Source organism: Metabacillus arenae (assembly GCF_014773385.1).
Lineage (GTDB): Bacteria > Bacillota > Bacilli > Bacillales > Bacillaceae > Metabacillus_D > Metabacillus_D arenae.
The window spans coordinates 1-23,028 of the sequence record NZ_JACXAI010000040.1 but is presented as its reverse complement, the minus strand read 5'-3'; the positions used below and the strand labels follow the sequence as shown (position 1 = coordinate 23,028).

The 23,028-nt window shown below is 37.8% G+C and carries 23 protein-coding genes and 2 pseudogenes; 11 read left to right on the top strand and 14 right to left on the bottom strand.

From position 1 onward, the window contains the following. The first annotated feature begins 80 nt into the window (after positions 1-80). Together IC621_RS22465 and IC621_RS22460 are read left to right on the top strand one after the other, a co-directional pair. On the top strand, positions 81-980 hold the full coding sequence (locus IC621_RS22465; protein WP_191161666.1) for a LysR family transcriptional regulator: 900 nt from the start codon (positions 81-83) through the stop codon (positions 978-980). Between the two features lie 432 nt (positions 981-1,412). Beyond that, on the top strand, positions 1,413-1,553 hold the full coding sequence (locus IC621_RS22460) for a hypothetical protein (RefSeq protein ID WP_191161664.1): 141 nt from the start codon (positions 1,413-1,415) through the stop codon (positions 1,551-1,553). Between the two features lie 61 nt (positions 1,554-1,614). Here the strand turns inward: IC621_RS22460 and IC621_RS22455 are convergent, their stop codons facing one another. Further along, positions 1,615-1,962, bottom strand: a complete 348-nt coding sequence (locus IC621_RS22455; RefSeq protein WP_191161662.1) for a YrdB family protein — start codon at positions 1,960-1,962, stop codon at positions 1,615-1,617. 884 nt (positions 1,963-2,846) lie between these two features. Between IC621_RS22455 and IC621_RS22450 the strand changes: the two genes are divergently transcribed. Beyond that, a complete protein-coding gene (locus IC621_RS22450) occupies positions 2,847-3,392 on the top strand; it encodes a CBO0543 family protein (RefSeq protein ID WP_191161660.1) in 546 nt (181 codons plus the stop codon). A 196-nt stretch (positions 3,393-3,588) separates the two neighbouring features. On the opposite strand, the gene IC621_RS22445 is transcribed toward IC621_RS22450, so the two are convergent. The 3 genes from IC621_RS22445 to IC621_RS22435 form a co-directional block, all read right to left on the bottom strand. Further along, positions 3,589-4,155: an NADPH-dependent FMN reductase gene (locus IC621_RS22445; RefSeq protein WP_191161658.1), complete on the bottom strand. Its 567-nt coding sequence runs from the start codon at positions 4,153-4,155 to the stop codon at positions 3,589-3,591. Positions 4,156-4,239: 84 nt separating this feature from the next. Next, on the bottom strand, positions 4,240-5,622 hold the full coding sequence (locus tag IC621_RS22440; protein ID WP_191161656.1) for an MFS transporter: 1,383 nt from the start codon (positions 5,620-5,622) through the stop codon (positions 4,240-4,242). 434 nt (positions 5,623-6,056) lie between these two features. Beyond that, a complete protein-coding gene (locus IC621_RS22435) occupies positions 6,057-6,647 on the bottom strand; it encodes a TetR/AcrR family transcriptional regulator (RefSeq protein ID WP_191161654.1) in 591 nt (196 codons plus the stop codon). 328 nt (positions 6,648-6,975) lie between these two features. Between IC621_RS22435 and IC621_RS22430 the strand changes: the two genes are divergently transcribed. Genes IC621_RS22430 through IC621_RS22405 form a run of 6 tightly spaced genes read left to right on the top strand, consistent with a single transcriptional unit; the run spans position 6,976 to position 12,223 of the window. After that, positions 6,976-8,829 carry a BglG family transcription antiterminator gene (locus IC621_RS22430; protein ID WP_191161652.1) on the top strand — a complete coding sequence of 618 codons (1,854 nt, stop codon included), beginning with the start codon at positions 6,976-6,978 and terminating at the stop codon, positions 8,827-8,829. 21 nt (positions 8,830-8,850) lie between these two features. Then, entirely contained in the window at positions 8,851-9,729 is an 879-nt protein-coding gene (locus tag IC621_RS22425) for a ketose-bisphosphate aldolase (protein WP_191161650.1), read from the top strand. A gap of 18 nt (positions 9,730-9,747) precedes the next feature. Continuing rightward, entirely contained in the window at positions 9,748-10,209 is a 462-nt protein-coding gene (locus tag IC621_RS22420; RefSeq protein WP_191161648.1) for a PTS sugar transporter subunit IIA, read from the top strand. A 15-nt stretch (positions 10,210-10,224) separates the two neighbouring features. Next, a complete protein-coding gene (locus IC621_RS22415) occupies positions 10,225-10,542 on the top strand; it encodes a PTS fructose transporter subunit IIB (RefSeq protein WP_191161646.1) in 318 nt (105 codons plus the stop codon). An 18-nt stretch (positions 10,543-10,560) separates the two neighbouring features. Beyond that, positions 10,561-11,652 (top strand): PTS fructose transporter subunit IIC, encoded by a 1,092-nt coding sequence (locus IC621_RS22410; protein ID WP_191161643.1) that lies wholly within the window; start codon positions 10,561-10,563, stop codon positions 11,650-11,652. A gap of 46 nt (positions 11,653-11,698) precedes the next feature. Beyond that, on the top strand, positions 11,699-12,223 hold the full coding sequence (locus IC621_RS22405) for a D-lyxose/D-mannose family sugar isomerase (RefSeq protein WP_318153110.1): 525 nt from the start codon (positions 11,699-11,701) through the stop codon (positions 12,221-12,223). A 408-nt stretch (positions 12,224-12,631) separates the two neighbouring features. On the opposite strand, the gene IC621_RS22400 is transcribed toward IC621_RS22405, so the two are convergent. The 3 genes and pseudogenes from IC621_RS22400 to IC621_RS22390 form a co-directional block, all read right to left on the bottom strand. Beyond that, on the bottom strand, positions 12,632-13,027 hold the full coding sequence (locus tag IC621_RS22400) for a VOC family protein (protein WP_191161641.1): 396 nt from the start codon (positions 13,025-13,027) through the stop codon (positions 12,632-12,634). A 59-nt stretch (positions 13,028-13,086) separates the two neighbouring features. Beyond that, positions 13,087-13,233, bottom strand: a complete 147-nt coding sequence (locus IC621_RS22395) for a hypothetical protein (protein ID WP_191161640.1) — start codon at positions 13,231-13,233, stop codon at positions 13,087-13,089. 515 nt (positions 13,234-13,748) lie between these two features. Beyond that, positions 13,749-13,874, bottom strand: a pseudogene (locus IC621_RS22390) (MerR family DNA-binding transcriptional regulator); the annotation flags it as partial. 474 nt (positions 13,875-14,348) lie between these two features. On the opposite strand from IC621_RS22390, the gene IC621_RS22385 reads away from it, so the two are divergent. Both IC621_RS22385 and IC621_RS22380 read left to right on the top strand, forming a co-directional pair. Beyond that, positions 14,349-14,900 carry a DJ-1/PfpI family protein gene (locus tag IC621_RS22385; RefSeq protein WP_191161636.1) on the top strand — a complete coding sequence of 184 codons (552 nt, stop codon included), beginning with the start codon at positions 14,349-14,351 and terminating at the stop codon, positions 14,898-14,900. Between the two features lie 11 nt (positions 14,901-14,911). Next, positions 14,912-15,100, top strand: coding sequence for a hypothetical protein (locus IC621_RS22380; RefSeq protein ID WP_191161634.1), 189 nt, complete (start codon positions 14,912-14,914; stop codon positions 15,098-15,100). Between the two features lie 601 nt (positions 15,101-15,701). Here IC621_RS22380 and IC621_RS22375 read toward each other — a convergent pair. The 7 genes and pseudogenes from IC621_RS22375 to IC621_RS22345 all read right to left on the bottom strand — a co-directional run. After that, positions 15,702-16,157, bottom strand: coding sequence for a GNAT family N-acetyltransferase (locus tag IC621_RS22375; protein WP_191161632.1), 456 nt, complete (start codon positions 16,155-16,157; stop codon positions 15,702-15,704). Positions 16,158-16,564: 407 nt separating this feature from the next. Beyond that, positions 16,565-18,043 carry a glycoside hydrolase family 32 protein gene (locus tag IC621_RS22370; RefSeq protein WP_191161630.1) on the bottom strand — a complete coding sequence of 493 codons (1,479 nt, stop codon included), beginning with the start codon at positions 18,041-18,043 and terminating at the stop codon, positions 16,565-16,567. Positions 18,044-18,131: 88 nt separating this feature from the next. After that, positions 18,132-19,550: a sucrose-specific PTS transporter subunit IIBC gene (locus IC621_RS22365; RefSeq protein WP_191161628.1), complete on the bottom strand. Its 1,419-nt coding sequence runs from the start codon at positions 19,548-19,550 to the stop codon at positions 18,132-18,134. Between the two features lie 130 nt (positions 19,551-19,680). After that, a complete protein-coding gene (locus IC621_RS22360) occupies positions 19,681-20,667 on the bottom strand; it encodes a LacI family DNA-binding transcriptional regulator (RefSeq protein WP_191161626.1) in 987 nt (328 codons plus the stop codon). Between the two features lie 192 nt (positions 20,668-20,859). Beyond that, a complete protein-coding gene (locus IC621_RS22355) occupies positions 20,860-21,084 on the bottom strand; it encodes a hypothetical protein (protein WP_191161624.1) in 225 nt (74 codons plus the stop codon). 770 nt (positions 21,085-21,854) lie between these two features. Further along, positions 21,855-22,163, bottom strand: coding sequence for a hypothetical protein (locus IC621_RS22350; RefSeq protein ID WP_191161622.1), 309 nt, complete (start codon positions 22,161-22,163; stop codon positions 21,855-21,857). A 330-nt stretch (positions 22,164-22,493) separates the two neighbouring features. After that, positions 22,494-23,028, bottom strand: a pseudogene (locus IC621_RS22345) (IS110 family transposase); the annotation flags it as partial.

Sequence of the window (23,028 nt, the reverse complement as noted above, 5' to 3'; positions counted from 1 at the left end):
ATTAGCATATTTATTATATAATGAGAAATATATCTTTTATTAACGTTTAATATCTTATTTATATTAGTAAAGGTGATTATATGGATTTAAGACATTTAAAGTACTTTGTTACCGTTGCGGATGAGTTACACTTTGGAAGAGCAGCTAAAAAGTTACGAATCGCACAACCTCCCTTAAGTCAACAAATCAAGAGTTTAGAATCTGAATTAGGAGTGTTATTACTTCATAGGACAAAGCGTCAAGTAACACTAACTGAGGCAGGAGAAGTTTTTTATAAAAGAGCTACTAAAATTCTAAAAGAAGTGAGTCAGGCTAAAGAGGAGGTACGTAGAATTCACAATGGAGAAATAGGGCAATTAATAATAGGGTTTGCTGGCTTGGTGACTTTTGATTTATTACCACTGGTCTTACGTTCCTTTCAAGCAGCCTTTCCAAACGTGGAAATCGTTTTACACCATTTAACGACAACTGAACAAATAACATTATTACACCAACATGATATTGATGTTGGAATTTTAATACCACCAATCGATAATAATGATATCGAATTAAAGATAATTAAAGAGGAACCTTTTGTAGTGGCCCTACGTAAAGATCATCCCCATGAATTTACTTCTCCTATTGATATATCAAAATTAGCTAGTGAGAATTTTATTATGCCACCTAGGAGTGCCGGATTAGGCTACTATGATTCCATTATTAGTCTATGTCATCAAGCCGGGTTCAGCCCATTTACAACACAAGAAGCGAAAGAATTACAAACCGTCGTTTCCCTTGTTGCTTCAGGAATAGGAGTAGCCATTCTTCCTTCCTCGATTCAATATTTAAAAAATGATAGCGTGTCCTACGTTTCTATCCAAAACTGTCCAAATTCTATCAAAACAGCCATCGCCTATCATAAGGACAATAAATCTCCTGTTCTAGGAAGTTTTCTAAACTTAGTAAATGGTATTTTTGAAGAAACTCATAAGGAAATGTGAGTAATTCGTACATCCCTTTCAGTCTAACTATTTCCATTTACTCTGCATTACCATCAAGTAGTAAGCTATTTGTTATGTTCTATAAACTCACCAAAATTACGTATCTAACTAGTTCTGTCTTCAATTTCCTCACCTCTAAGAGAGGGAGCTAAGCTACGATATACCGCAAAGAAACTTACAAAAAATGTATATAATATATAAACCTCGCTGGATTTTTCAACAAGGTTTTTTCGTTACACAGGGTAGTACCAGCGAAGCCCCCCGCAATAAATTCCGCCCGTCAATATGATGTTTCTGAATTGGTACCCTTTAAAAAATAAAATTACGAAACAGATTCTTTATCTTACTTTTTGGGTGATTGGAATATTAATTTACGAAATCACCACTTTACTTCCCGAACCTTGGGGCTATTTTAATTATGGATGGTGGAGGTTGTGGTATGCAGCCATCGTTGATCCTATCCTTTTGCTTATCGTATTAGGCTATTATAAGTGGGTATGTAAGCTTGAAAAACGAGCTGTTAGCAAGCAGGGAACAAATGGGGTAAACCAGCTTAATCAAAAAGGAGGCTAATCAGCTTGGGGGATCATGGTTCATCCAAGCTGTTTTTTAGTTGTTTCGATTAACAAAAACTTTATTGGTTCCACATATACATGAAAGTTTTATTAATAATTAGGGTAATTCCATAAATCCACGCCAATCCAACTTTGCCGGCAAAGAGGAGCAATACTATAGGTAGCCCGAATACAAAAATCTCCAATATGAGGTGAACGGTTGCAGGGAGCTGAATGATTGCCTTTGGTGAACCCATCGTCCCCCAGACAACTGCTATTCCCAACGGAGCACCAATGCCAAAAATAACCTTCATAAGTACACTATTACCAGTTTTAACTCCCCAATAACCAGCCACTATAAGTGCACAAACCTCTAATATGAATCGCAGAAATAAATTTAAACCCTGCAAACCGTTCAGAAAGCTCATTTTAGTCTTCTCCTTTGTTTAAATCTATTGAACATAACTAATTATATTAATATTATAACTAATATAATTAGTTTTGGCAATTATGTTTGCAGGGTTCAAATGCTTTATTTATTGAGTTATATAGTTTAATGCCAAGAATAATAATGGCTATAATACATAAAGCAAACGTTTGTTTAAATGGTAAGCAAAAGGAGAACTAGATTGGGATTTGTGAATAATGAAAGAGGAAAAAGTATCTAATAAAAGCTAGTAATTTGAGGAATTTTCCGTTTTTTTTTATAATTTTTTAAATTGGAGTCGCTATTAATAAGAAGAATCTTTTAAAAAATACACTCATGATTTAGTTGAAATCAGTTTATCTTCGAAAATGATACATTTATCTTCGAATTTTTCATTATATCTTCGAAAACGGCTGATTTATCTTCGAAATTTACAATATATCGATTATTCGACAAAATCCTTCATTTTCCGGACTGTTCCTGAACTTTCTCCACAAACTTCGTTCAACTTAACCAATCAAAAAACCCGCTCCCTATCATACAGAAAGTTGCCAAGTTCAAAATTCTATACCAAGTATTAAATGAAATAAACAAGTAAAGAATGGAAGCTATCATAATAATGGGATTCTCCGAAAGTCAAAAATAAGTAATCAGTGTCAATTCCGTTACGTATTGAATAATTGGAATATATCTTCCATTTTTTTTAAGACTTGGAGCCTGACGAAGAATAAACTGATTATGAACCAATTTATAAGTCACCACCGACAAACCGCTAATGTCAGTGTGTAATGGACCACTCAACTTCATATAATAAATCTCTATGTCAAAGCACGGATATTTGGGATCATTTTGCAATAGGTGTGGCAAAGGTAGGCGACTGAAGTGATGCACGATAAGGTAGATAAAATCATTCAGCTGCAAGAAAAGACTATAAAGCTGCAAGAACAGCTCTTTTTTAATGATGTGTTATTTTCTTTTCAATGGTGGATTCTTGTTTTAATTAGCATTTTCCTGTGGGTGATATGGTCTCTTGTTGTAGATAAAAGCCGACTGCAACCAATTTTACTATTTGGTTTGATCATTAGTCTGCTTGCTGTAGTTCTGGATGATATCGGCTATTCCCTTACATGGTGGCATTATCCTTATAATCTGATATACATTACAAACATCTTAATTCCAATTGATATGACTGTCATTCCGGTTTCATACATGCTTTTATACCAATTTTTTGGAACGTGGAAATCTTTTCTCATCGCACTTTCTCTAGATTGTCTATTTGCTGCTTTTGTAATTGAACCAATCTTTTCCAAGCTAGAAATATACCTTTTACTCCATTGGGAATTTTGGTATTCTGTACCCATTTATTTGGTGATGGGGGTTTTCGCAAAATGGCTTGTTGATAAAATTGGGAAAATTACGCTTGAGAAGTGAAGAAAGCCTGTTGTTCTTTTTTAATAAAGATATTGAAAAAAATAAAAGCACGGAAGGTTTCTCCATGCTTTTCTCTACTATCATTTAGCTTACTTCCTCAATTTTATATGAAAATGGTCTTTACGCTTTATCTATTAATTCTTTTCTTTGAAACAAATACTTTTCTACCTGTTTTGGACTATCTTAAGTGTAATAATTAAAAATCGGTCTTTCTAAGAACACTCAACGCACCACTCCAGGCTATGACCTGGTCAAGCATGTCATTGACCGAAGCTTCTTGGAAAGGTGCAGGCTTGAAATCGGTAAAATTCTCAAAGTCTGTATAAAGCGAAAGTCGAACTTGATTACGGACGTCTGCGACCTGAAGTTCAGCCATAATCATCCTTAGATTCTCGACTGCAAGCGCTCCCCCAGAGCCGCCGTATCCTACAAAACCAGCAGCCTTGTTGTTCCACTCACGATACAAGTAATCGATCGCGTTCTTGAGAGCGCCGGTTGTTGCATGGTTATATTCTGGCGTTACGAAGATATAGCCATCAAAGGAAGCAATCTTTTTTGACCAAGCCAGTGTATGCGGCTTCGTGTACTGCCCAAATGCCGCGCTCATTGGCTCGTCGAGAAGTGGAAGATCGAAGTCGGCAATGTCCACGATCTCGAACTCGGCATCACTGCGCTTATTTGCAATCTCGTATACCCAATGAGCGACAGTCGTGCCATTCCGGCCTGGCCGTGTACTTCCAATGATGATTCCTATTTTGTTCATAACGATTTCCTCCCTAATAATAACTTTTTTGTATTCATTTCCAAAATGATCTTTCACAAAGCATTGCATTTTCTATTGAAATGGTTATTTGTTTTCTACAAAATTGGAATGGATGATAGGCGCTTTTCCAAACTGAAAATAGTAAAATAATAGAATACCAGCTTGTAAAGCGGCGAGAACAAGAAATATATTGCTGTAAACAACACCGTTAGGATAAAAATTAGCAGGATTCCAATGGACATCAGACCCAAGGTCCACCACTTTACCGTAAACCCCGGCAGCCATTCCCCCTGCAACGAAATTCAGCATCGACAACAACCCCATTCCCACTCCCGCCTGTCCTGCCGGCAAAGTCATTGAAACTGAATTGGACATAGCAATCATAATAAAGGTTTGCCCCACATTACCGAAAATCAGGAACACTGCAATGAATACGGCATGCGATCCGGTAAAGGTAGATAGCAAAACAAAACTAGTCAATAACAATCCGGATGCAACAAAGAAAAGAAACGGATTCCCTTTCGAGTCTGCCATCATCCCGCCCCTTCGACCAAGAAATGCGGAGGCAGCTGCGGCAGGAACCATCGCAAAACCGATCCATCCGGGCGGAAGTTGATACACGTGAGACAATAGCAAAGGACTTAAAAAATAAAGGGAAAAGCCTATACCGCTTATTAGAAAAGCAATGATTAGACTGATTGTATAGCTCTTGTTTGTAAAAAGCTTTGGCTCTACAAATGGTTCGGACACGTGTCTAATTCGGAAAATGAACAGCACGATGGCAAGCAGTCCGCCAATTGCAAACGACCACGCTCCACTTGTAACACTGAGAAGCAGCAAGGTCACTGCAGCTGCAAGCAAACTACCGCCAACCCAATCAAGTTTCCCGGCTGATCCATTCTCATCACCTAAATACTTTCGATAAAAGGGCAGTGTAATTAAGATGAAGAGAGGGATACAAAATAACCAGCGCCAATGTGCAATACTGACAATTAATGCTGAAATAACCGGACCAAGCGCACTACCAACAGCTAAACCTACAAATGCCATTCCCATCGCTGAACCTCTCCTGTCAGGAGGAAAGTAGCGTAAGGGGATAAGCATCGCTGTTGCTGGAATAGCTGCAGCTCCTACAGCTTGTAAGCACCTTGCTGCAAGCACCATCCAAAACGTTTGGGAGGCAAAGCCGATCAATGAACCGAGCGCAAAAAATAATAATCCAAATGTCAGCAAATTTTTAAGCTTATAACGGTCTGCAAGCTTCCCGTAAATAACCGTTCCTAACCCGTAAATCAGGGCATAAGAGGAAGTGACCCAGCTCACCTGAGCAGTGGTAAGATCAAACGCTTCACTAATCTCGGGAAGCACGAAGTTGAACATTAATACGCTCATCGCTGAAAGAGCAAGTGTAAACATGACTATTCGTATCAGTTTCTCTCCTGTTTGTTTCTGAACATCCTGATCCATCTTTTATTACTCCTTTCTAGATAAGAATTAAATGGTAACAACACCTCCTTTATTTAATTACGCATGTCACTACTGACTGACATTCAACTATTAAAAAAAGTGTTTTGGCCATCTTGCTTCATGTTTTATTACTCCTTTCTAGATAGGTAATTTCACCTCCTTATTTAACTACGTGTGTCACTACTGACTGACATTCGACTTTTTAAAAAAATGTTTTTGACATCTTGCTCCATGTTTTATTACTCCTTTCTAAATAGATAATATCACCTCCTTATTTAACTATGCATATCACTACTAACTGACATTTAACTTTTTAAAAAAAGTGTTTTTAACATCTTGCTCCATGTTTTATTACTCCTTTCTAGATAAGTAATTTCACCTCCTTATATAATCATGCATGTCACTACTGACTGACATTCAATTACAGATAAGTACTAGGGGGTCAGCGTCCTAGTAAATATCGAGACAATTTCTTCGTTAAAGGCTTCGTTGGAAATGTTATCGAGAATTGGATCATTGTGTATCCTGCCCATAGCTGCGCCATAATTCATATACAGAAAAGCAACAGCCTTTCTTTCGGGATCTGTTTGAATGATTTTTCCTTTGTTATACATTTCTTCGAAGTATTCAGTTAACAGCACCTTTAACTGCCGAGGATGATCATGAGTATTTTCACGAAGTTCGGGAAGGTTACTACCCACTTTTATAATAATTTGGATCAGCTTTCGATTCTCATACATGATCCTGTGATAGCTTCGGCAAATCATGAGCAAGTCAGTATAAAGATCCCATGTTATTTTCTCAGCAAAGAGGTCTTTCATCTCTTCTCCATAATGGTAACGAGTAAAGGCTGACTCTAATAAGGTTTGTTTACTTTGAAAGTGTCTAAACAGCGTTTTTTCACTAAATCCAGCTTTGTCTGCAATTTCTTGAGTCGTTACGCCGTTATATCCCCTTTCCGCCATAAGATCTATGGCAGCAAGCATAATTTTATCAGAAGTATTCGTCTTTTTATGTTCATTCATTTAAAATAACCTCTATCATAAAAAATGTTAGTAAGTACTGACATAACTATATAACATCTTCTCCCCTGTTGTCAATTTTATTGCCAATAATTTGATAAAACTATGAAATTGTAAAAATCTATTAAACACGGGTAAATGAAAAATTGAGCAAACATGTTCATTTCATTAAATTCTGACGAAATTATTCCAGAAGAAAGCTATTAAATTTTAAAACCGTAAACATAACAAGGAAGTCATTTGAAAATGATTTCCTGATTAGACAGGAAAATATTATCGCTAGTTTACAATAATGAAAACGGTTACGATTAGTACATAAGGAGGGAACGAGGTGAAAGAACGACAATCAAAGTTGCTCTATTTGCTTCAGACCAAAAAAACAGAATATGTGCTTGGTACCTATCTAAGTGAGAAATTGGGGGTGAGTGTAAGAACAATCAGAAACGATATAAAAGAATTAAATGAATCCTTATTAATTGATGCCGTTATCGAGTCAAACAACCGGTATGGCTACAAGTTGACAGGTTCCTTGGAAAAATTTCAGGAAAAGGACCATCAACATTTTGAAGAGCGTTCTTTCTACATTATTAAAACACTTATGGAGCGAGACGGGTATACGGTTTATTCAGAATTGGCAGATCAAATCTACTATTCATCCCGTACGATTCGCTTAGATATTCAAAAAATTTCATTGATTTGTAAAGAAAAATACAATGGCGTCTACATTGAAGCGAAACCCTTTCACGGAGTGAGGCTGATCGGAGCCGAACTGGAAAAGCGTGCCTTGCTTGAGGGAATGATCCAGAAAAAGAATGCAACGGAAGAAGAGATTATCCGGTCCGCCTATCTGATGTTTCGTGAATGGTATAGCAAAGAAGAGATAGCGAACATGCTTAATATGATCAAAAATGAGATTTATGACAGGCAAATGACGGTTTCACTTAACATACTAGATCAAATCCTCGTTCATTTGCTTATTACGAGAAGGCGTATTGAAAAAGGATATATTGTTGATATATCGGAAGTAAAGGAAGGCATAACAACTGCCAAAGAACAAGACCTTGCAGATAGAATAGCAACATATTTAGAAGACGTAAGCGGCATTGCCGTTCCTGAAACGGAAAGAAAATATTTGATCATTTATTTGCTTAGTAAGAAAATTGGCAACTGGGAATGGCAGAACAATGCTTTGGATATTGAACAGGATGAAATGTTGGCATTGATATCCTCTTCTTTGGAGAAGCTGGCTTTTCGATTCGGTTATCCTTTGTTGGAAGATGAGCAGTTATTAATGGGCTTGTATTATCACGTTTCAAAAGCCATTTATCCGATGAAATATAGGTTAGAGATTGAAAATCCGTTTATCGAAAAGATCAAGACACAATACTTGCAGGCTTACCACATGGCAGTGTATTTTTCGCAAAATATCCAAGAACAAATGATGGTAGTGATTGAAGAAGAGGAAATAGGTTTCATTGCACTTCATATACAGTCCGCTTTGGAACGGCTGGATGAGAAAAAGTTTATGGAGATAGCGATAGTATGCAGCAGCGGCGTTGCCACATCCAGTCTATTGAAACAAAAAATTGAAAAACGGTTTCGGGAAATGAAAGTACAAGGACTGTATTCTGTCGATAACGTTTCGTTTATCCCGGAACATATTAAAGTAATTGTGTCCACAGTGCCATTGGAAGTAAAAGATAAAAAAGTGATCGTCGTTCATGAATTCTTGGAAGAGCAAGATCTGCTAAATATCAAAGACAATGTTTATCTTACTCTTTTTTCAGAATTAATGGAGGATCAAAAGTTTGCCATCTTGGATGCAGAATCTAAAGAAGATCTTATTCATCAGGCATTGACCCATTTTAACATGGAAGATTTTGAAGAAAGTATTTTGCAAAGGGAACTTCTTTCAACTACGGATGTGGGAAATGGGGTTGCTCTTCCTCATCCAATGACAAGTGCAACCGAAGAGACATCTATTTATGCAGTCATTAATAAAAAAGAAATTTTGTGGGGAAAATCGAGTGTTCGCTTAATACTCTTTCTGTTTCTAAAGGAAGACGATCACCTTCAATATGAACAGTTGTTTCGCGAACTCTATCATTTGATTATATCGGAGAAAAAATTAGAAGCTATTTTTGAAGCAGAGTCGTTTGATGATTATATACACGTACTGAAATAAATTTCACAGGAGGAATAAAAAATGTTAATAACAATGAAAGAGTTACTCGCAGTCGCTTATAAAGAAAAATTTGCCGTTGGGTCCTACAATGTCTCCAACAGCGAACTGGTTCGGGCTATTTTAACAACAGCAGAGAAGAAAAAATCACCAGCCATTCTTCAGATTCATCCAAATGAAATTAATCTCGTCGGTGACGATTTTATAGCGTATTGCCGAGAAGCAGCTCACCGCGCTAAAGTGCCGGTCGTTATCCATTTGGATCACGGGGGAAGCATAGAGGATATCTCAAGAGCTATTAAAAATGGTTATACCTCAGTTATGATGGATGCTTCCCATCTTCCATATGAAGAAAATGTGGCCTTAACAAAAGAAGCGGTTCAATACGCACATTCAGTCGGCATTTCCGTAGAAGGAGAGCTGGGAACGATCGGCAATACCGGAGGAAGCAGTGAAGGTGGCGCTGAAAAGATTCTTTATACTGATCCCGATCAGGCGAAAGATTTTGTGGAGCGAACCAATATTGACACACTAGCTGTGGCAATTGGGACGTCACATGGTTTCTATCCGAAAGATATGAAGCCGAAAATTCAAATTGATAGACTTCAAAAAATAAATGAAAAAGTATCCATTCCTTTAGTATTGCACGGAGGTTCTGATAATCCGGATCAAGATATCAGAGAATCAACGAAATATGGAATTGCCAAAATTAATCTTTCCAGCGATATGAAACGAGCATTCTTCAATCAGCTGCGCGATACACTTTCTCAAAAACCGGAAGATTTCGAACCAGATGTTTTGTTCCCAGAAGCGAATGAAGCAGCCTGTAAAATATTAGAGCAAAAAATGGATTTGTTTGGTTCCACTGATAAAGCGAAATTGTATCAATTAAGCGTATTTTAATAAAAGGAGAGGAACAACATGGATTTACAGGAAGTCATGAGTACCGACACAATACACCTTTCAATGCAGGTGGAAAATAAACAACAAGCTATTGAAGAATTGACGATGTTATTGGAGAAAAAGGGTTTTATATCAAATAAAGAGCAATTTATCAAAGACATCTATGCAAGAGAAGCACAAGGGAAAACGGGGATTGGCGATGGGATCGCCATTCCTCACGGAAAATCTGAAAGCGTTATCAAAAATGCTATTGCGATTGGAAGGGTTCCTGGAGAAATTGAGTGGGAAACTCTAGATGATAAGCCTGTACGAGTCATTATGCTTTTTGCGGTTCGCAAAGCAGATGCCAGTTCCGTTCATATCAAAATGCTTGCTCAGGTAGCAGGAGCGCTTGCAGATGAGCATGTGTGCGAGCGACTTCTACATTCAGAATATCCTCAGGAAATTATCAATGTTTTTCAAAAAGAACACCAGTCCTAAAAAGGAGGAATTGAAATGAAAATCGTTGGTGTAGCAGCATGTACAGCTGGAATTGCTCACACGTATCTCGCAAAGGAAAAACTAATAAAAGGGGCCCAATCGCTTGGTCACAACATCCGTGTTGAGACGCAAGGAACGATTGGTGTGGAAGAAGAGTTGACGGCTCAAGAAATTAAAGAAGCGGATCTCGTCATTATTGCCGCAGATGTCAATATTACTGGAAAAGAACGTTTTGACCATAAGACTGTCGTAAAAATTCCAACTCATGTTGCGATCAAGTCTTCAAAAGCACTCATCAAAAAAGCGGAGGCGCAGATGAAGCAAAACCAATAAAGAAAGGGGTAATGAAGAATGCGTAGGTGGGGCGCGGAGGTTAAAGGACATTTGCTTACGGGTATATCTTATATGATACCGATCATTGTAGCTGCAGGTATCTGTATTGCGCTGGGACAAATACTGGGCGGTCCAAATGTCGCGGAGGACGAAGGAACGATTCCCTTTTACCTTAACCAGATCGGAGGCTGGGGAATGGGGTTGGTGGTTCCCCTCTTCACTGCTGCTATTGCCTTATCCATAGCAGATCGTCCCGGCTTTGCTCCGGGATTGATCATGGGCTTTATTTCGAATGAAATCGAAACTGGATTCATTGGCGGTATTTTTGGCGGGCTGCTGGTTGGTTACTTTGTATTGTTTTTAAAAAAGAAGCTGAAAGTACCGAAATCGATGCAAGGTTTGATGCCTGTGATGATCATTCCTGTACTTGCAACGGTCGTATGCGGTTTGATCATGATATTGGTGATAGGACGTCCAGTTGCAGGCCTTCAGAACTCCCTGCTTGATTTTTTGGCTTCCATGCAAGGCGGTTCCAGATTTGTGGCCGGGGCAATCATGGGAGCGATGGCCAGTTTTGACTTTGGAGGGCCTGTCAATAAAACCATGTCGTTGTTTGCCGACGGCCTGTTGGTAGAGGGAGTTTATGGCCCTGAGGCTGTCAAGTTTTTAGGTTCGATGGTTCCACCATTCGGTATTACTCTTTCATTCCTGATGACTAGATATAAATATACAAAAATGGAAAAAGAGGCGCTTAAAGCGGCATTTCCAATGGGAATATGTATGATTACAGAGGGTGTTATACCGATTGCGGCCAGAGATTTAATCCGAGTAGTCACTTCTTGCTCGCTAGGTTCAGCCGTTGGCGGGGGACTAATCATGTTGTGGGGGGTTGGAAGTCCTGTCCCGCACGGCGGTATGTTCGTAGTCCCATTAATGGAAAATCCGATATTTTTTGTGATCGCTCTTCTGATAGGCAGTGTGGTGACCGGGGGCCTCTTGTCTCTTTGGAAGCCAGCAGTGAAAGAAGAGGATGGTAAGCTTGAAGAAATGGATGAAGAGGCAGAAGATGAGGAGATTGGTGACCTTAATTTAACAAGAGGCGTGCAGTAATAAGCGTAAAAACGAATCGAAAAAAATAGATTGGAGGTTTTTTCAGGTGACAACTCCGAACAATGAGTATAAAGCCAAAGTAGCAGAAATACTCGTGGAACATCACATTGTATTGACAGAAAAAGAGAAAAATCAGATTGAAATCGCCGATTTCGGGCTAAACAAACTCGAATCGACCGGCTTACAGATTGTGACGTATGTGAATACCGATCGCTACTGCGCAAAAGAGCTTGTACTCTTCCCTAACCAGACATGTCCTGAGCATAAGCATCCCGACCGCTCAAACGGAGACAAAGGCAAGGAAGAAACCTTTAGATGCAGAGCAGGAAAGATCCACCTTTTCGTAGAGGGAGAAACGACCGAACAGCCAACGGTAAAGCCCCCGCCAGAGGATCAAAAATACTATACCGTTTGGAAAGAAATGATTCTCCATCCCGGGGAGCAATACATCATTCCTCCCAACACAAAACATTGGTTTCAGGCTGGTGATGAAACGACCATCATTTCAGAGTTTTCATCAAACAGTGATGACAAATCCGATGTTTTTACAGACCCGAATGTGAAAAGATAGAAGGATGGAATGACGCGCGAGTTCCTTATAAGGGGTAGACTGTCAGCCGATATTGGTACCGTTATTGGAATATTTGCATCGTTAGAAAATTATTTGCACCTTTAGCGAATAGATTAACGACGGTAATTTAGATCCTGAATATTGGAATCAAACGCGTGTTATGATACCCTTTTTCTTTTCTTCGCTCCAACTTTGGAATTCAAACGTGCGTTATGATGCCCGTTTTCTCTTCTGCGCTTTGACTAGGGATCTAGAAATATTACGAAAACTATAAAAAGGCCAAACCTTTCTAGTTTGGCCTTTTTATAGTTGAGTGGGTTTTTCATACATAAAATTAGTTGTTTAAAAACAGAATGTTTATCTTTATTATACCTTGAACGGTTTCTCCATGCTTTTCTCTACTCCCAATTAGCTTAAAAGAGTAAGCTGCCATGAAACTCCAAATTTATCAACTATCCAACAAAACTTTTTACTAAACGGATAGGCCTCTAATGGCATTAAAACACCGCCGCCTTGACTTAAGCTCTCAAAAAGGCGGTCTATCTCTTCTTCTGTATCACATGTTACATATAATGAAATAGAAGGTGTGAAAGAAAATTCATGCTTCACATAACTGTCAATACACATAAATTCTTGTCCCTTTATAGAAAATGTTGCTTGTATGACAGTCCCCTCTTTACCGGCTTCGTTTGCTCCATAACGAGAAATACTCGTTATTTCTGAGTCCTCAAACAAAGAAGTATAGTAATTCATTGCTTCTTCAGCCTTGCCTTCGAACATTAAAAAGGTTGTAATTTTTTGCATTGTGATCTAATTCTCCTTTTCATAAATATTTTGGTTATTTGAAATGATAGATCTAACAATTAATTTTCTACTATTTCTTTCAAGGAGTCGAAAATTAAGCTCCAACCATGCTTGGATTCACGGTTATAATCAGTAAGAGCTTTTTCGATGTCTTCTGATGTCCAATTCTCTTCATAAGGTACAACAATTTGTTGTGTAAATTTCATTTACGAGCCGTTAAGAAGGTTATTCTTTTACATTCTCGGGCGGATTGACTTATGACCTAAGGACCGATGGACCATGATAACACTCTTTATCCTATTAATACTCTATTTAACTTATACTTACTTAACTGATAAAAAAGCATGGGCTCTTCAATTCTCCCTATAAATTAATCACAAATCCTACTTTTCATACATTCCTATTTTCACCGATTTTTTGAGAAATAAGCATCAAATAATTTGAAAAAATCATTAAAAAAACATAAGAAAAAGAACTAAATTTTTCCCACAGTACAAAAAAACTGTATAGAACATATCTCCATTCAATATTTTCTTTTGTATAATTCCTTTTCAGTCAGTGATTTTTCAACTTATCTTCGATTTTTTTGAATTTATCTGCGATATTTCATTTTCATCTTCGAAATTGTGGAATATATCTTCGATTTTTTCAATTTATCGATTGTTCGACAAAAAACGACACCTATGATGACTAACGAATTCTCTTTCTCATACAGCCTTTATCCCGAATCAGAATGGTCTGATGGGGAACACAAGCCGATTTGATCATAATATCGTAGTGTTCGGACTGTTAAACCTGTTAATTTTGCAAATTCGCCAACTTTCCAATTTTTCTTACATGTAATCATCATCCCCTCTTTTCGCGCGACTATTTTTTTACAGGTAACATCAATATAAACCGTTACGTGATGTTAGGATCATGTAAATAAAATATTTTTTAAGGTTTGAAGGTTGAAAAGGATTGGAAAAGATAAGTATGTAGAGAACTTTTTGTCTAGATTCCTTTGATTGGGTACATATTGACTTTCATTCATATAGAAAAGCTTTTCTTTCTTAAGGTTATCACATCCAATTGCTGAAGACTTCTTCTCGATTGTCATATTTTATAAAAAATTGCCATCCATTGCAGAGATGCTGGCTTATCCTTTAAAGAACTGCATGTTGGGCCTTGCTCTTCTCTTTTTGATGATTAATGAAAATTTGAAAGGTCCTCTTAAGAAGGAACAATCCAATAACTGTCGAATTGATTAGATGAACGTCAACATGAAAGTGAATATTACATTTCTGAACTACTAAACTTATTTTAGATGGAGGTTATGTTCATGAGTAAAAAAATTCTGATGGTTACCGGTGACGCGGTAGAGGCGCTTGAAATTTTTTATCCGTATTATCGCTGTTTAGAAGAAGGATTTGACGTTACAATTGCTTCCCCTTCTGTTAAGAAGCTGCAAACAGTAAGTCACGATTTTATTGAAGGAATGGAAACATACGTGGAAAAACCTGCTTATGGGATTGATTCTCATGTAGCTTTTTCTAGTGTGAATCCTTCGGAATATGATGGATTAATTATTCCTGGAGGTCGGGCTCCCGAGTATATTCGCTTAGAGGAATCATTACCGAATATTGTCCGCCACTTTTTTGAGGAGAATAAGCCGGTTGGTGCTATTTGTCATGCCGCACAGGTGCTATCGATCGTTCCGGATCTGATGAAAGGCAGAGAGTATACTGCCTATGCTGCTTGTAAGCCTGATGTGACGGTATGCGGAGCTACATACATTGATGAGCCATTACACACTCATGAAAACCTAGTTTCTGGTCATGCGTGGCCGGATCTGCCGGGGTTTATGAGGGAATTTATTAATTTACTGAAATAAGAGGACTTTTCATGCAATATCAGGGACAGAGCGGAATACTATGCGGAAGAGCAACATGGAAAGATGGCATACAAACCTATGCAGAAGCAGGACAAGATACATTCTACGAGTGGCTTGAAACGAAAGGCATAGAAAATCTAAACAAAGTTCGAGATGCAGTCAACGAGACTGCTGTGCCGTGGGTGAATTTTATTAGATAAAATGAATAATGTTTTTTTAGACCGTCCGTTTTGAGGACGGTCTTAAGTTTGTGAGTTTAATCAAGGTCCAACTTTTAATAGCTAAGTAACAAAGAATCGATGTAGAATTTTGTCGAATAATCGATATATTGAAAATTCCGAAGATAAGTGAGTCGTTTTCGAAGATATATTCCTATTTTCGAAGATATACCTATCATTTTCGAAGATAAATGCCGTTAACTTAATCGAATGGAGACAAGATTCCATTTGAGAGGCAGTATATACCTTTACTTAAACAATGCTGCCGCCTTCTCGATCTCTTATTTCCTTAAAAAATGCAAGAAATTATTTTTCATTTATATAGTTGATCAACTTCGAGTAAAATCTGAAACTTAGAAACAATTTTGATAAAACATATCTCTCAACCCCACATTTTAGAGCAAATTAAAAGAATCCATTTTAAAAAAGATTGATTAAAATAGATTCCTCTATTAGGGCTTTAAATTTAGTTTTTATAAAAAAATTTGATCATTTCTATGTATTTTTTGGTCAACCAATCGTACCCACTTTAATTATAAGTTTTTAACAACGGCTTAAAAGAATAGACCCGCAATAAATAGTCTTATAATTCCTTTGTCATAAACACACTGTTTGGGTCCTCAATGTAATCCGAAAACGGCTTACAATCTTGAAACCCAAAACTTGCATAGAGTCGCTTTGCTGGTTCGAAAGCATCCATCGAACCCGTTTCCAAGCTTAGCCGCCGATAGCCGCGCCTTTTGGCTTCTTCAATGATGTGTTCAAGGAGTCGCTTTGCAACACCCTTTCTTAAATGTAAAGAAGAAGTTCTCATTGATTTTATCTCTCCATGTTGACCATCAAGTTCTTTAAGTGCCCCGCAGCCAACTAATTCATCTCGTTCCCATGCACTCCAGAAAGTTATTTCTGGTTTACGCAATGCATCAAGATTTAGTGCATGTATACTTTCAGGCGGGGAATGCAGGGTCATACCCTGAAGATGTTCCCCCACTAATTCAGCCACTTCAGATCCAGTTAAATCATCTATTTTAATCTCCAAAAAATCACTCCGCAGTCTCTATTATTCTAGTCACTAGTATACGTTTTATTAAAGTCATACTCAACTAATGCTCTCCTGTATGGAAGAAAAAATCCTGCATTATCAATACAGGATTTTTGATCAAACGTTATTCAACTATTAATCTTTATTATTAACGATCAGACGTTGTTTTAAATTATCAAATTTTATTTTCTACACCTTCCGTGCCATTATCTCTACCAAATATGATTAAAACGACGTGAACTTCATTGCCTTAAATGTATTAAGGGTTCCAAAATGTACTATTTTTTTGAAGGATACCGTACATGATCATTTAAGCGAAGTTTTTTAATGACACTATTAGCTATCCATATAAACCAAACACTTGATTTTTTCAATATATCGATTATTCGACAAAAATCGATAATTTAGGCTTTCCTAATATCCCACTTTTGCACCTTAAAATCCGCACGGCCGTTCTTTGCAAAGAAACGAATTTGATCACAGTCTTTGTCTGGGAATATCCTTGAAGTAAACACTTCTTCCCCGCTATTTACGAAAATTTCAACTGATGAAGTATCCACAAATAGGTGCAGCTTCAATTTAGCAGTGTCCATATAACAAGCTCTGGAAGTCCCATATTTACTACCTACTTCTTCTCCTGAACAGCTTCGGTCTAAGGTTAATTTTTTCATTCTTGGATAAAATGTAATGACCGTTTTTTTCGTTTCATTTGCCCGTAGCTCTATTCCAACCTCTTCAGCTTGTAAGCTGGAAATCTCAGATACCATTTCAAATGCTGTTCCTTGGATGCCATCAAACATTTTCACTTCGTTTTCGAGGACGCCTTTGGCATTTTGCTCTTTTTTACGTAAAAGCTTTAATTCTTTTACAGGCTGTTGAATAAGCTTTCCGTTTCGGACCGACAATTCCCTTGGTAATGTTAAACAGTGCGCCCAGCCATTAACGTCTGACGGATAATCTATCTCTGGAAGCCCCATCCAGCCTACTAGAATTCTCCTGCCATCCTCACCCAGCGTTGTCTGCGGGGCATAAAAATCAAATCCACGATCCAGCTCCTGAAAAGATCCATGATGAAAGGTTCGATCTGATGGATTGAATGGTTCTCCTATGATATAGCCAGATTGATAGATATTCTGATAGAGGTCTCCCTCTGCTTCAATTCCTTGAGGAGAAAAAACAAAGATTCCTTGATTGTCCAATTCGAAATAATCAGGGCATTCCCACATGTAACCGAAGTTCTGCAAACTTGTTTTTAATTCTCCCTCGAGACTCCAATCTATTAAATCCTCCGATTGATAGATGACAGCCGTACCCGTCATATTTTCACGCTGTGCACCTATGACCGCATAGAAATGATCATCCTGTTTCCATACCTTCGGGTCACGAAAATGATCTGTATACCTTTTTGGAACTGCAGAGATAACCGGTTCCTCCAGCTTCGAAATGGCTCCCTCTCTATTCATCACGGCCATACACTGATAGGGGTGCCTTACCCAATTTTCATCTCTAGTGTTCCCTGTGTACATTAAAAATAGTTTGTCATTATGTTCAATCGCGCTGCCTGAATAGGCACCGTAGTTATCATAAAGGTACCCGGGTGCTATTCCGATCCCAGCATCTTCCCAATGAACCAAGTCTTTCGACTTTACATGGTACCAATATTTCAATCCATGAACAGGCCCTAAAGGAAACCATTGATAAAACAGGTGGTAGGTTCCCTGAAAGTAGGCGAATCCATTAGGATCATTCAATAATCCCGTTTTAGGCTGGATATGAAAGCTTTGTCTCCATGGACAAGCGGTAACCCTATTTGTCAGCTCCTTCATTTTTTCCGAACTCACTTCTTCAATTCGCCGGTATCTTCTATCTCTAGTCCATTCCATTACTCTTCTACTCCTTAAATGAGGTCCGATTCCCCTTTTCTATTAAAATTTAGCTTGCTATTTTGTTTCTATTGCTGCTTCTGTCATCCTATTTATCACTGCGTTTTCCAAGAATAATTGTCGCTAGGAAACCGGCGGTAAAGGAAATAATCATTCCTATAATAAAAAATGTGATCGAGCCCGGCTTAATAGAAATAATACCAGGCAGGCCAGCCGCCCCTAATGCGATAGCCTTTACTTTAAACAACGAGACAAACCCCGCCCCTGCGGCTGAACCGATAATGGCTCCATAAAACGGGTATCTTAACTTCAAATTTACTCCGAACATCGCAGGTTCTACAATACCTAATAGAGCTGAAATTCCTGCTGCTGAGGCAGTTCCTTTTATTTTGGAATTCTTTGTGAGCAGCAGAACCGCAAGAGTTGCAGCACCCTGGCTAATGTTTGACATCGCTGCAATTGGGAAAATAAATGTTCCACCAGTTTTTGCAAGATCAGCTAAAAGCTGAGTTTCTACCGGGATAAAGCTATGATGCATCCCTGTAATCACAACAGGGGCATAAAGAAGCCCAAATATAGCGCCGCCAATCATTCCTGTCGTGTCATATAACCAGACAAGACCGTCCGTCAAAAGGTTCCCTGTATTGCGAGTGAATGGCCCCAATAAAGCGAACGTTAGAACACCTGTAATGAAAATGGCCAAGAGTGGTGTCACTAAATTATCGAGGAAAGAAGGCACTCTTCTTCTTAAAAATGTTTCTATTTTTGCAAGGACAAATGAAGAGACAAGCACAGGCAGCACAGTCCCTTGATAGCCAACCCGTTCAATTTCGAAGTTGAAAATTTTCCAAACCGGCACTTCTTCCTTAGGAACTGCATCTGCATATTCATAACCATTTAACAAATCCGGGTGTACCATAAGCATCCCTAGTGCGGCTCCTAAATAAGGATTTCCGCCAAACCGCTTTGTAGCAGAAAAACCAATCAATATTGGCAAAAAGAGAAATGCCGCATTTGCAAATGTATTAAGGAGTGCGGCTAAATCTGTAATATTCGGATAAGCTTCAATTAATGACTTTCCTTCAATAAAAAAGTCTTGTGCAGTGAGAAGGTTATTGAACCCCATTAATAAACCGGCAGCAACAATGACAGGAATAATCGGAACGAAAATATCGGAGAGCAGCTTTACAAACCTCTGAAGAGGATTCAATTTCTTTGGTACCGCTTTTGAAACATCCTTTGCCTGAATATCAGAGGACTTTCCGGTAAGCGCGGCAAGCTCCTTATAGACTTCATTTACAGTCCCTGATCCTAAAATAATCTGGAATTGTCCCCCTGTTGAAAAGGTACCTTTTACAACATCCATCCCATCAAGCTTAGCTTGGTCAACCTTTCTTTCATCGCTTAATACGATCCGCATTCTTGTGGCACAATGTGCCGCTTCTTCAACATTTCCTTTGCCTCCAATTGCTTGCAAAAGCTCCTGTGCTATATGCTTGTAATCCATCTTAGCCTCCTCCTCATATCAATTATGGGAACCGGTTCCAAATCACGATAAAAAAATAGGCGAGATTAGGAACCGGTTCGAAAATTAGTTTTAAAAATTAGAACCGATTAATGCTCGCTCGATTATAAAATTAATCCATCATTTTGTCAACGCTCTCACGTTCGATGATTTTGTATCTTGAAAGAGAAACTTTCTTTAGCTCTTCCCCATTTACCAGCTGGACCAGGTTTTTAGCTGCCACATTCCCCGCTTCTTTGTAATAAAACTTTGCTGAGGTAATACCTGGAAACGTAATTTTTGTAATGTCATAGCCGCCAAACCCTGTAATCGATAAGTCCTTCGGTACGTTCAGCCCCATGATGTGAGCCGCCTTTAATGCGCCTAAAGCAATATTATCTGTTGCACAAACAAAAATCGAAGGGTGAAAATCTTTCATAATTTCCGGAACGATGTTGATGGAATCTTCTATTTTAAAGCTTGTTTCAAAGTAACGAACATCACATCCTGACTGCTGGGCCACCGCTTTCTGGAAGCCTTTTTTCCGGTTTACCCCAACCGCTACATCTCTTTCGGTAACCCCTAAATAGGCAATACGTCGATGTCCGTTTTCCAGCACATATTTTCCCAGCTCATAGGAAGCCTCATAATCGTTATGGATCAAGCTGTGGTACTCTTCATGCTGCTGACCTACCAGCATAATAGGGATTTGGACTTTCCTTAAAGCCTCTATATGGCTCTCCGTAATTTCCGTCGCCAGAAGGATAATCCCAGCAACCTTTTGATTTGCCAGGGTATAAATATTCTCAATTTCGCGTTCTAGACTCTGGCTGGAGTTCGAGATGATGAGTTGGTAATTCAGTGCTCTAAGCTGCTCATCAATTCCAATTAAAGTCTGGGAGGCTGCAAACGAATCAAGGCGAGGGACAATCGTTCCGATCATATTCGTTTTTTTCGCTTTCAAGCTTTGTGCAAATTTATTAGGAGAATAGCCAGTCTCCTCTATCACACGTTCAATTTTTTTTCTAGTAGCCTCTCCCACGGAGCCGCCATTCAGGTACCGGGAAACAGTACTCTTTGCTACCCCGGCAAGCTTTGCAATATCTGAAATTGTTATCATATCATCTACTCCATCGCACAGGTTTTATATAATAGTATACATGATTTTAATTGGGCTTGCTTTAGAGAATGAGCTTGAATTAAGAATCCTGATTGTAGATTTCTGATCGTTTTTGCCGAATATTGCAAAATTCGAAGATTAGCTTTAACGAGAAAAAACCTCTCATAATCGAGGGGCATTTATTATAGAATATCACATGAATTTAGCCTGGTCTTTTGAATCTTCAAGCTTCTTTTGTTCAAGCTCAAGTCTCATTTTTTGTGTTTCAATTACAAAGTTTTCGTGTCTAAGTTTCTCAAGCTCCAGTTGATCTTGGATCATCTTGTGTTTGAGTTTGGATTGTTTTTGAAAATGATTTGTCATTATGGCGATGATCGGAATCGAGAAAATCATTATAGTAGCGATTAATCCAGTCATAGTGCCCCTCCACTTGATTATTTTTCAAACAAACAGGATCATAGGGATTTTTTCCCTTCTAATGAAATCATACCAAATGAACAACAAATTAGTATAGATTGAAGAGATTTAATTTTTTATTTTAATACATTCATCAATAAAATAATTATCGTTGTTTAGTTATCACTACATATTGTTTCTCTCGTTACCAAAACCGCTCACTAAGTTCTTCGATAAACCGTTTTTCCACTAACTTGAAATTCCCAAAATGATTTTTAAATTGATATGATTTTAAATCTATCAACACATCTAATGGGTCATCTTTTTCCCTTGCTTCATCTCCATCCCAACAAGTGTAAATTTCAACCCGATCGTATCTGAAAGAATCTGATCGAAATACTTAAAAAGCATTTACGATGATTAAAACAAAATAATTCATACACTAAAGTGTTGCAAAATTTACCCTTTATTTCCTCATAGCCGTCTAAATCTGCTATACCAATACCCAGTAAGTCCTCCTCTGTTTCAAAGACTTCTACAAGCTGGTCTTTTAAATGAGAGGATTCATCCCAAAACTCCCAGTCGGAAGTTCCTTATTTGATGCAAGGAAATGATGTAAGGTCATAGTATCTCCCTTAATGGTGTGTAAACCGCAAATAATCTTCGATCTGCCATTCATTCTGTTTTTTCTATTTATGATATATTCACAGAAACATCATACTGTGCAATAGAATGATTGTCTATACAAAAGTTCTTGAGAGTGAATATACTTCAGCGTGTCCATTACTTTTTCACTCTTTTTTCAAAAAATCTTTTTTTATGTACTTTCTATGTACTTTCATTGTTGTAACTAGCATTGGAATTGTAATCACTAGCATTAGAAGTAAAATGACAGCATTCATATAATAATGAAAAGTAGGTTTATATCCATATGTACTGAATAGATAATAAGAAAAGATGAACAAACCAGCTAAAAACAGCTCAAAAACCAATGTAATGAGAAAAAATAGTATATAAGGAATAACAATCTCATTTTGAGAAACGTGCTTTAAAGTTAATCCATCCCAGCAAAGGTCTGATAATTTATCTATTTTCCTCATTGTACCACTCCTAGAAACATACTTTGTATATAGTATGTCCAAAAAGCAGCCTTTTTCCTGATTTGTACACAAATTTAAAAAACAACATTGCCTGTTCTAAATGAATAATGAAATTTTTGCCCGATAGTCGAAAGGGAATAACGATGATTCATTACAAATAAAGTTGTTAAAAACGCCAGTTATAGTATTCAATTAAACCAGCTAATAGTTTGTCAACATTTTTCAATAAAAAACTATATTTCTTCGTGCTATAATAAAAATGTCCATAACAAATAACCTTCCTTATTTACATATTTGGAAGGTTTTTCATTTTATTGTTAGATGTAGTACTTAAGCTATATCTTGGAAGGTTGATTTACTTTTTAATAATGCATAAATCCAATGTAAAAGTTTATTGGCACATGCTATCACAGCTACTTTAAAGGGTTTACCTTCTTCACGTTTCTTATCATAAAACTCTCGTAATCGCTTGTTACGAGGAATAATTTCATCTGTCGTTTTCTACTTGCGACAATCTCGAATGGCACATTTAACGGCCATATACAAGGCCTGTCTTAGTCTGCTAGAGCCTCGTTTGGTAATTCGATTTAAAGTGCCTTTGAATGTACCAGATTCAAAGATACTAGGATCGATTCCGGCAAATGCTACTAGTTTCTTAGGATGATTAAACCGATCAATTTCCCCAATCTCAGAAATAATCGTGGCAGCGATTTTTTCACCGATGCCGGGGATTGATCGGATAATCTTACACTCTTCAATATGCTTTGATAAAGCATCTATCTCGTCATCAAGCGTGGATAGATGTTTTTTGTATTCAAGAAGCATATTAATATACATGTTCAAACTTAAAGAAAGGCTATGATAT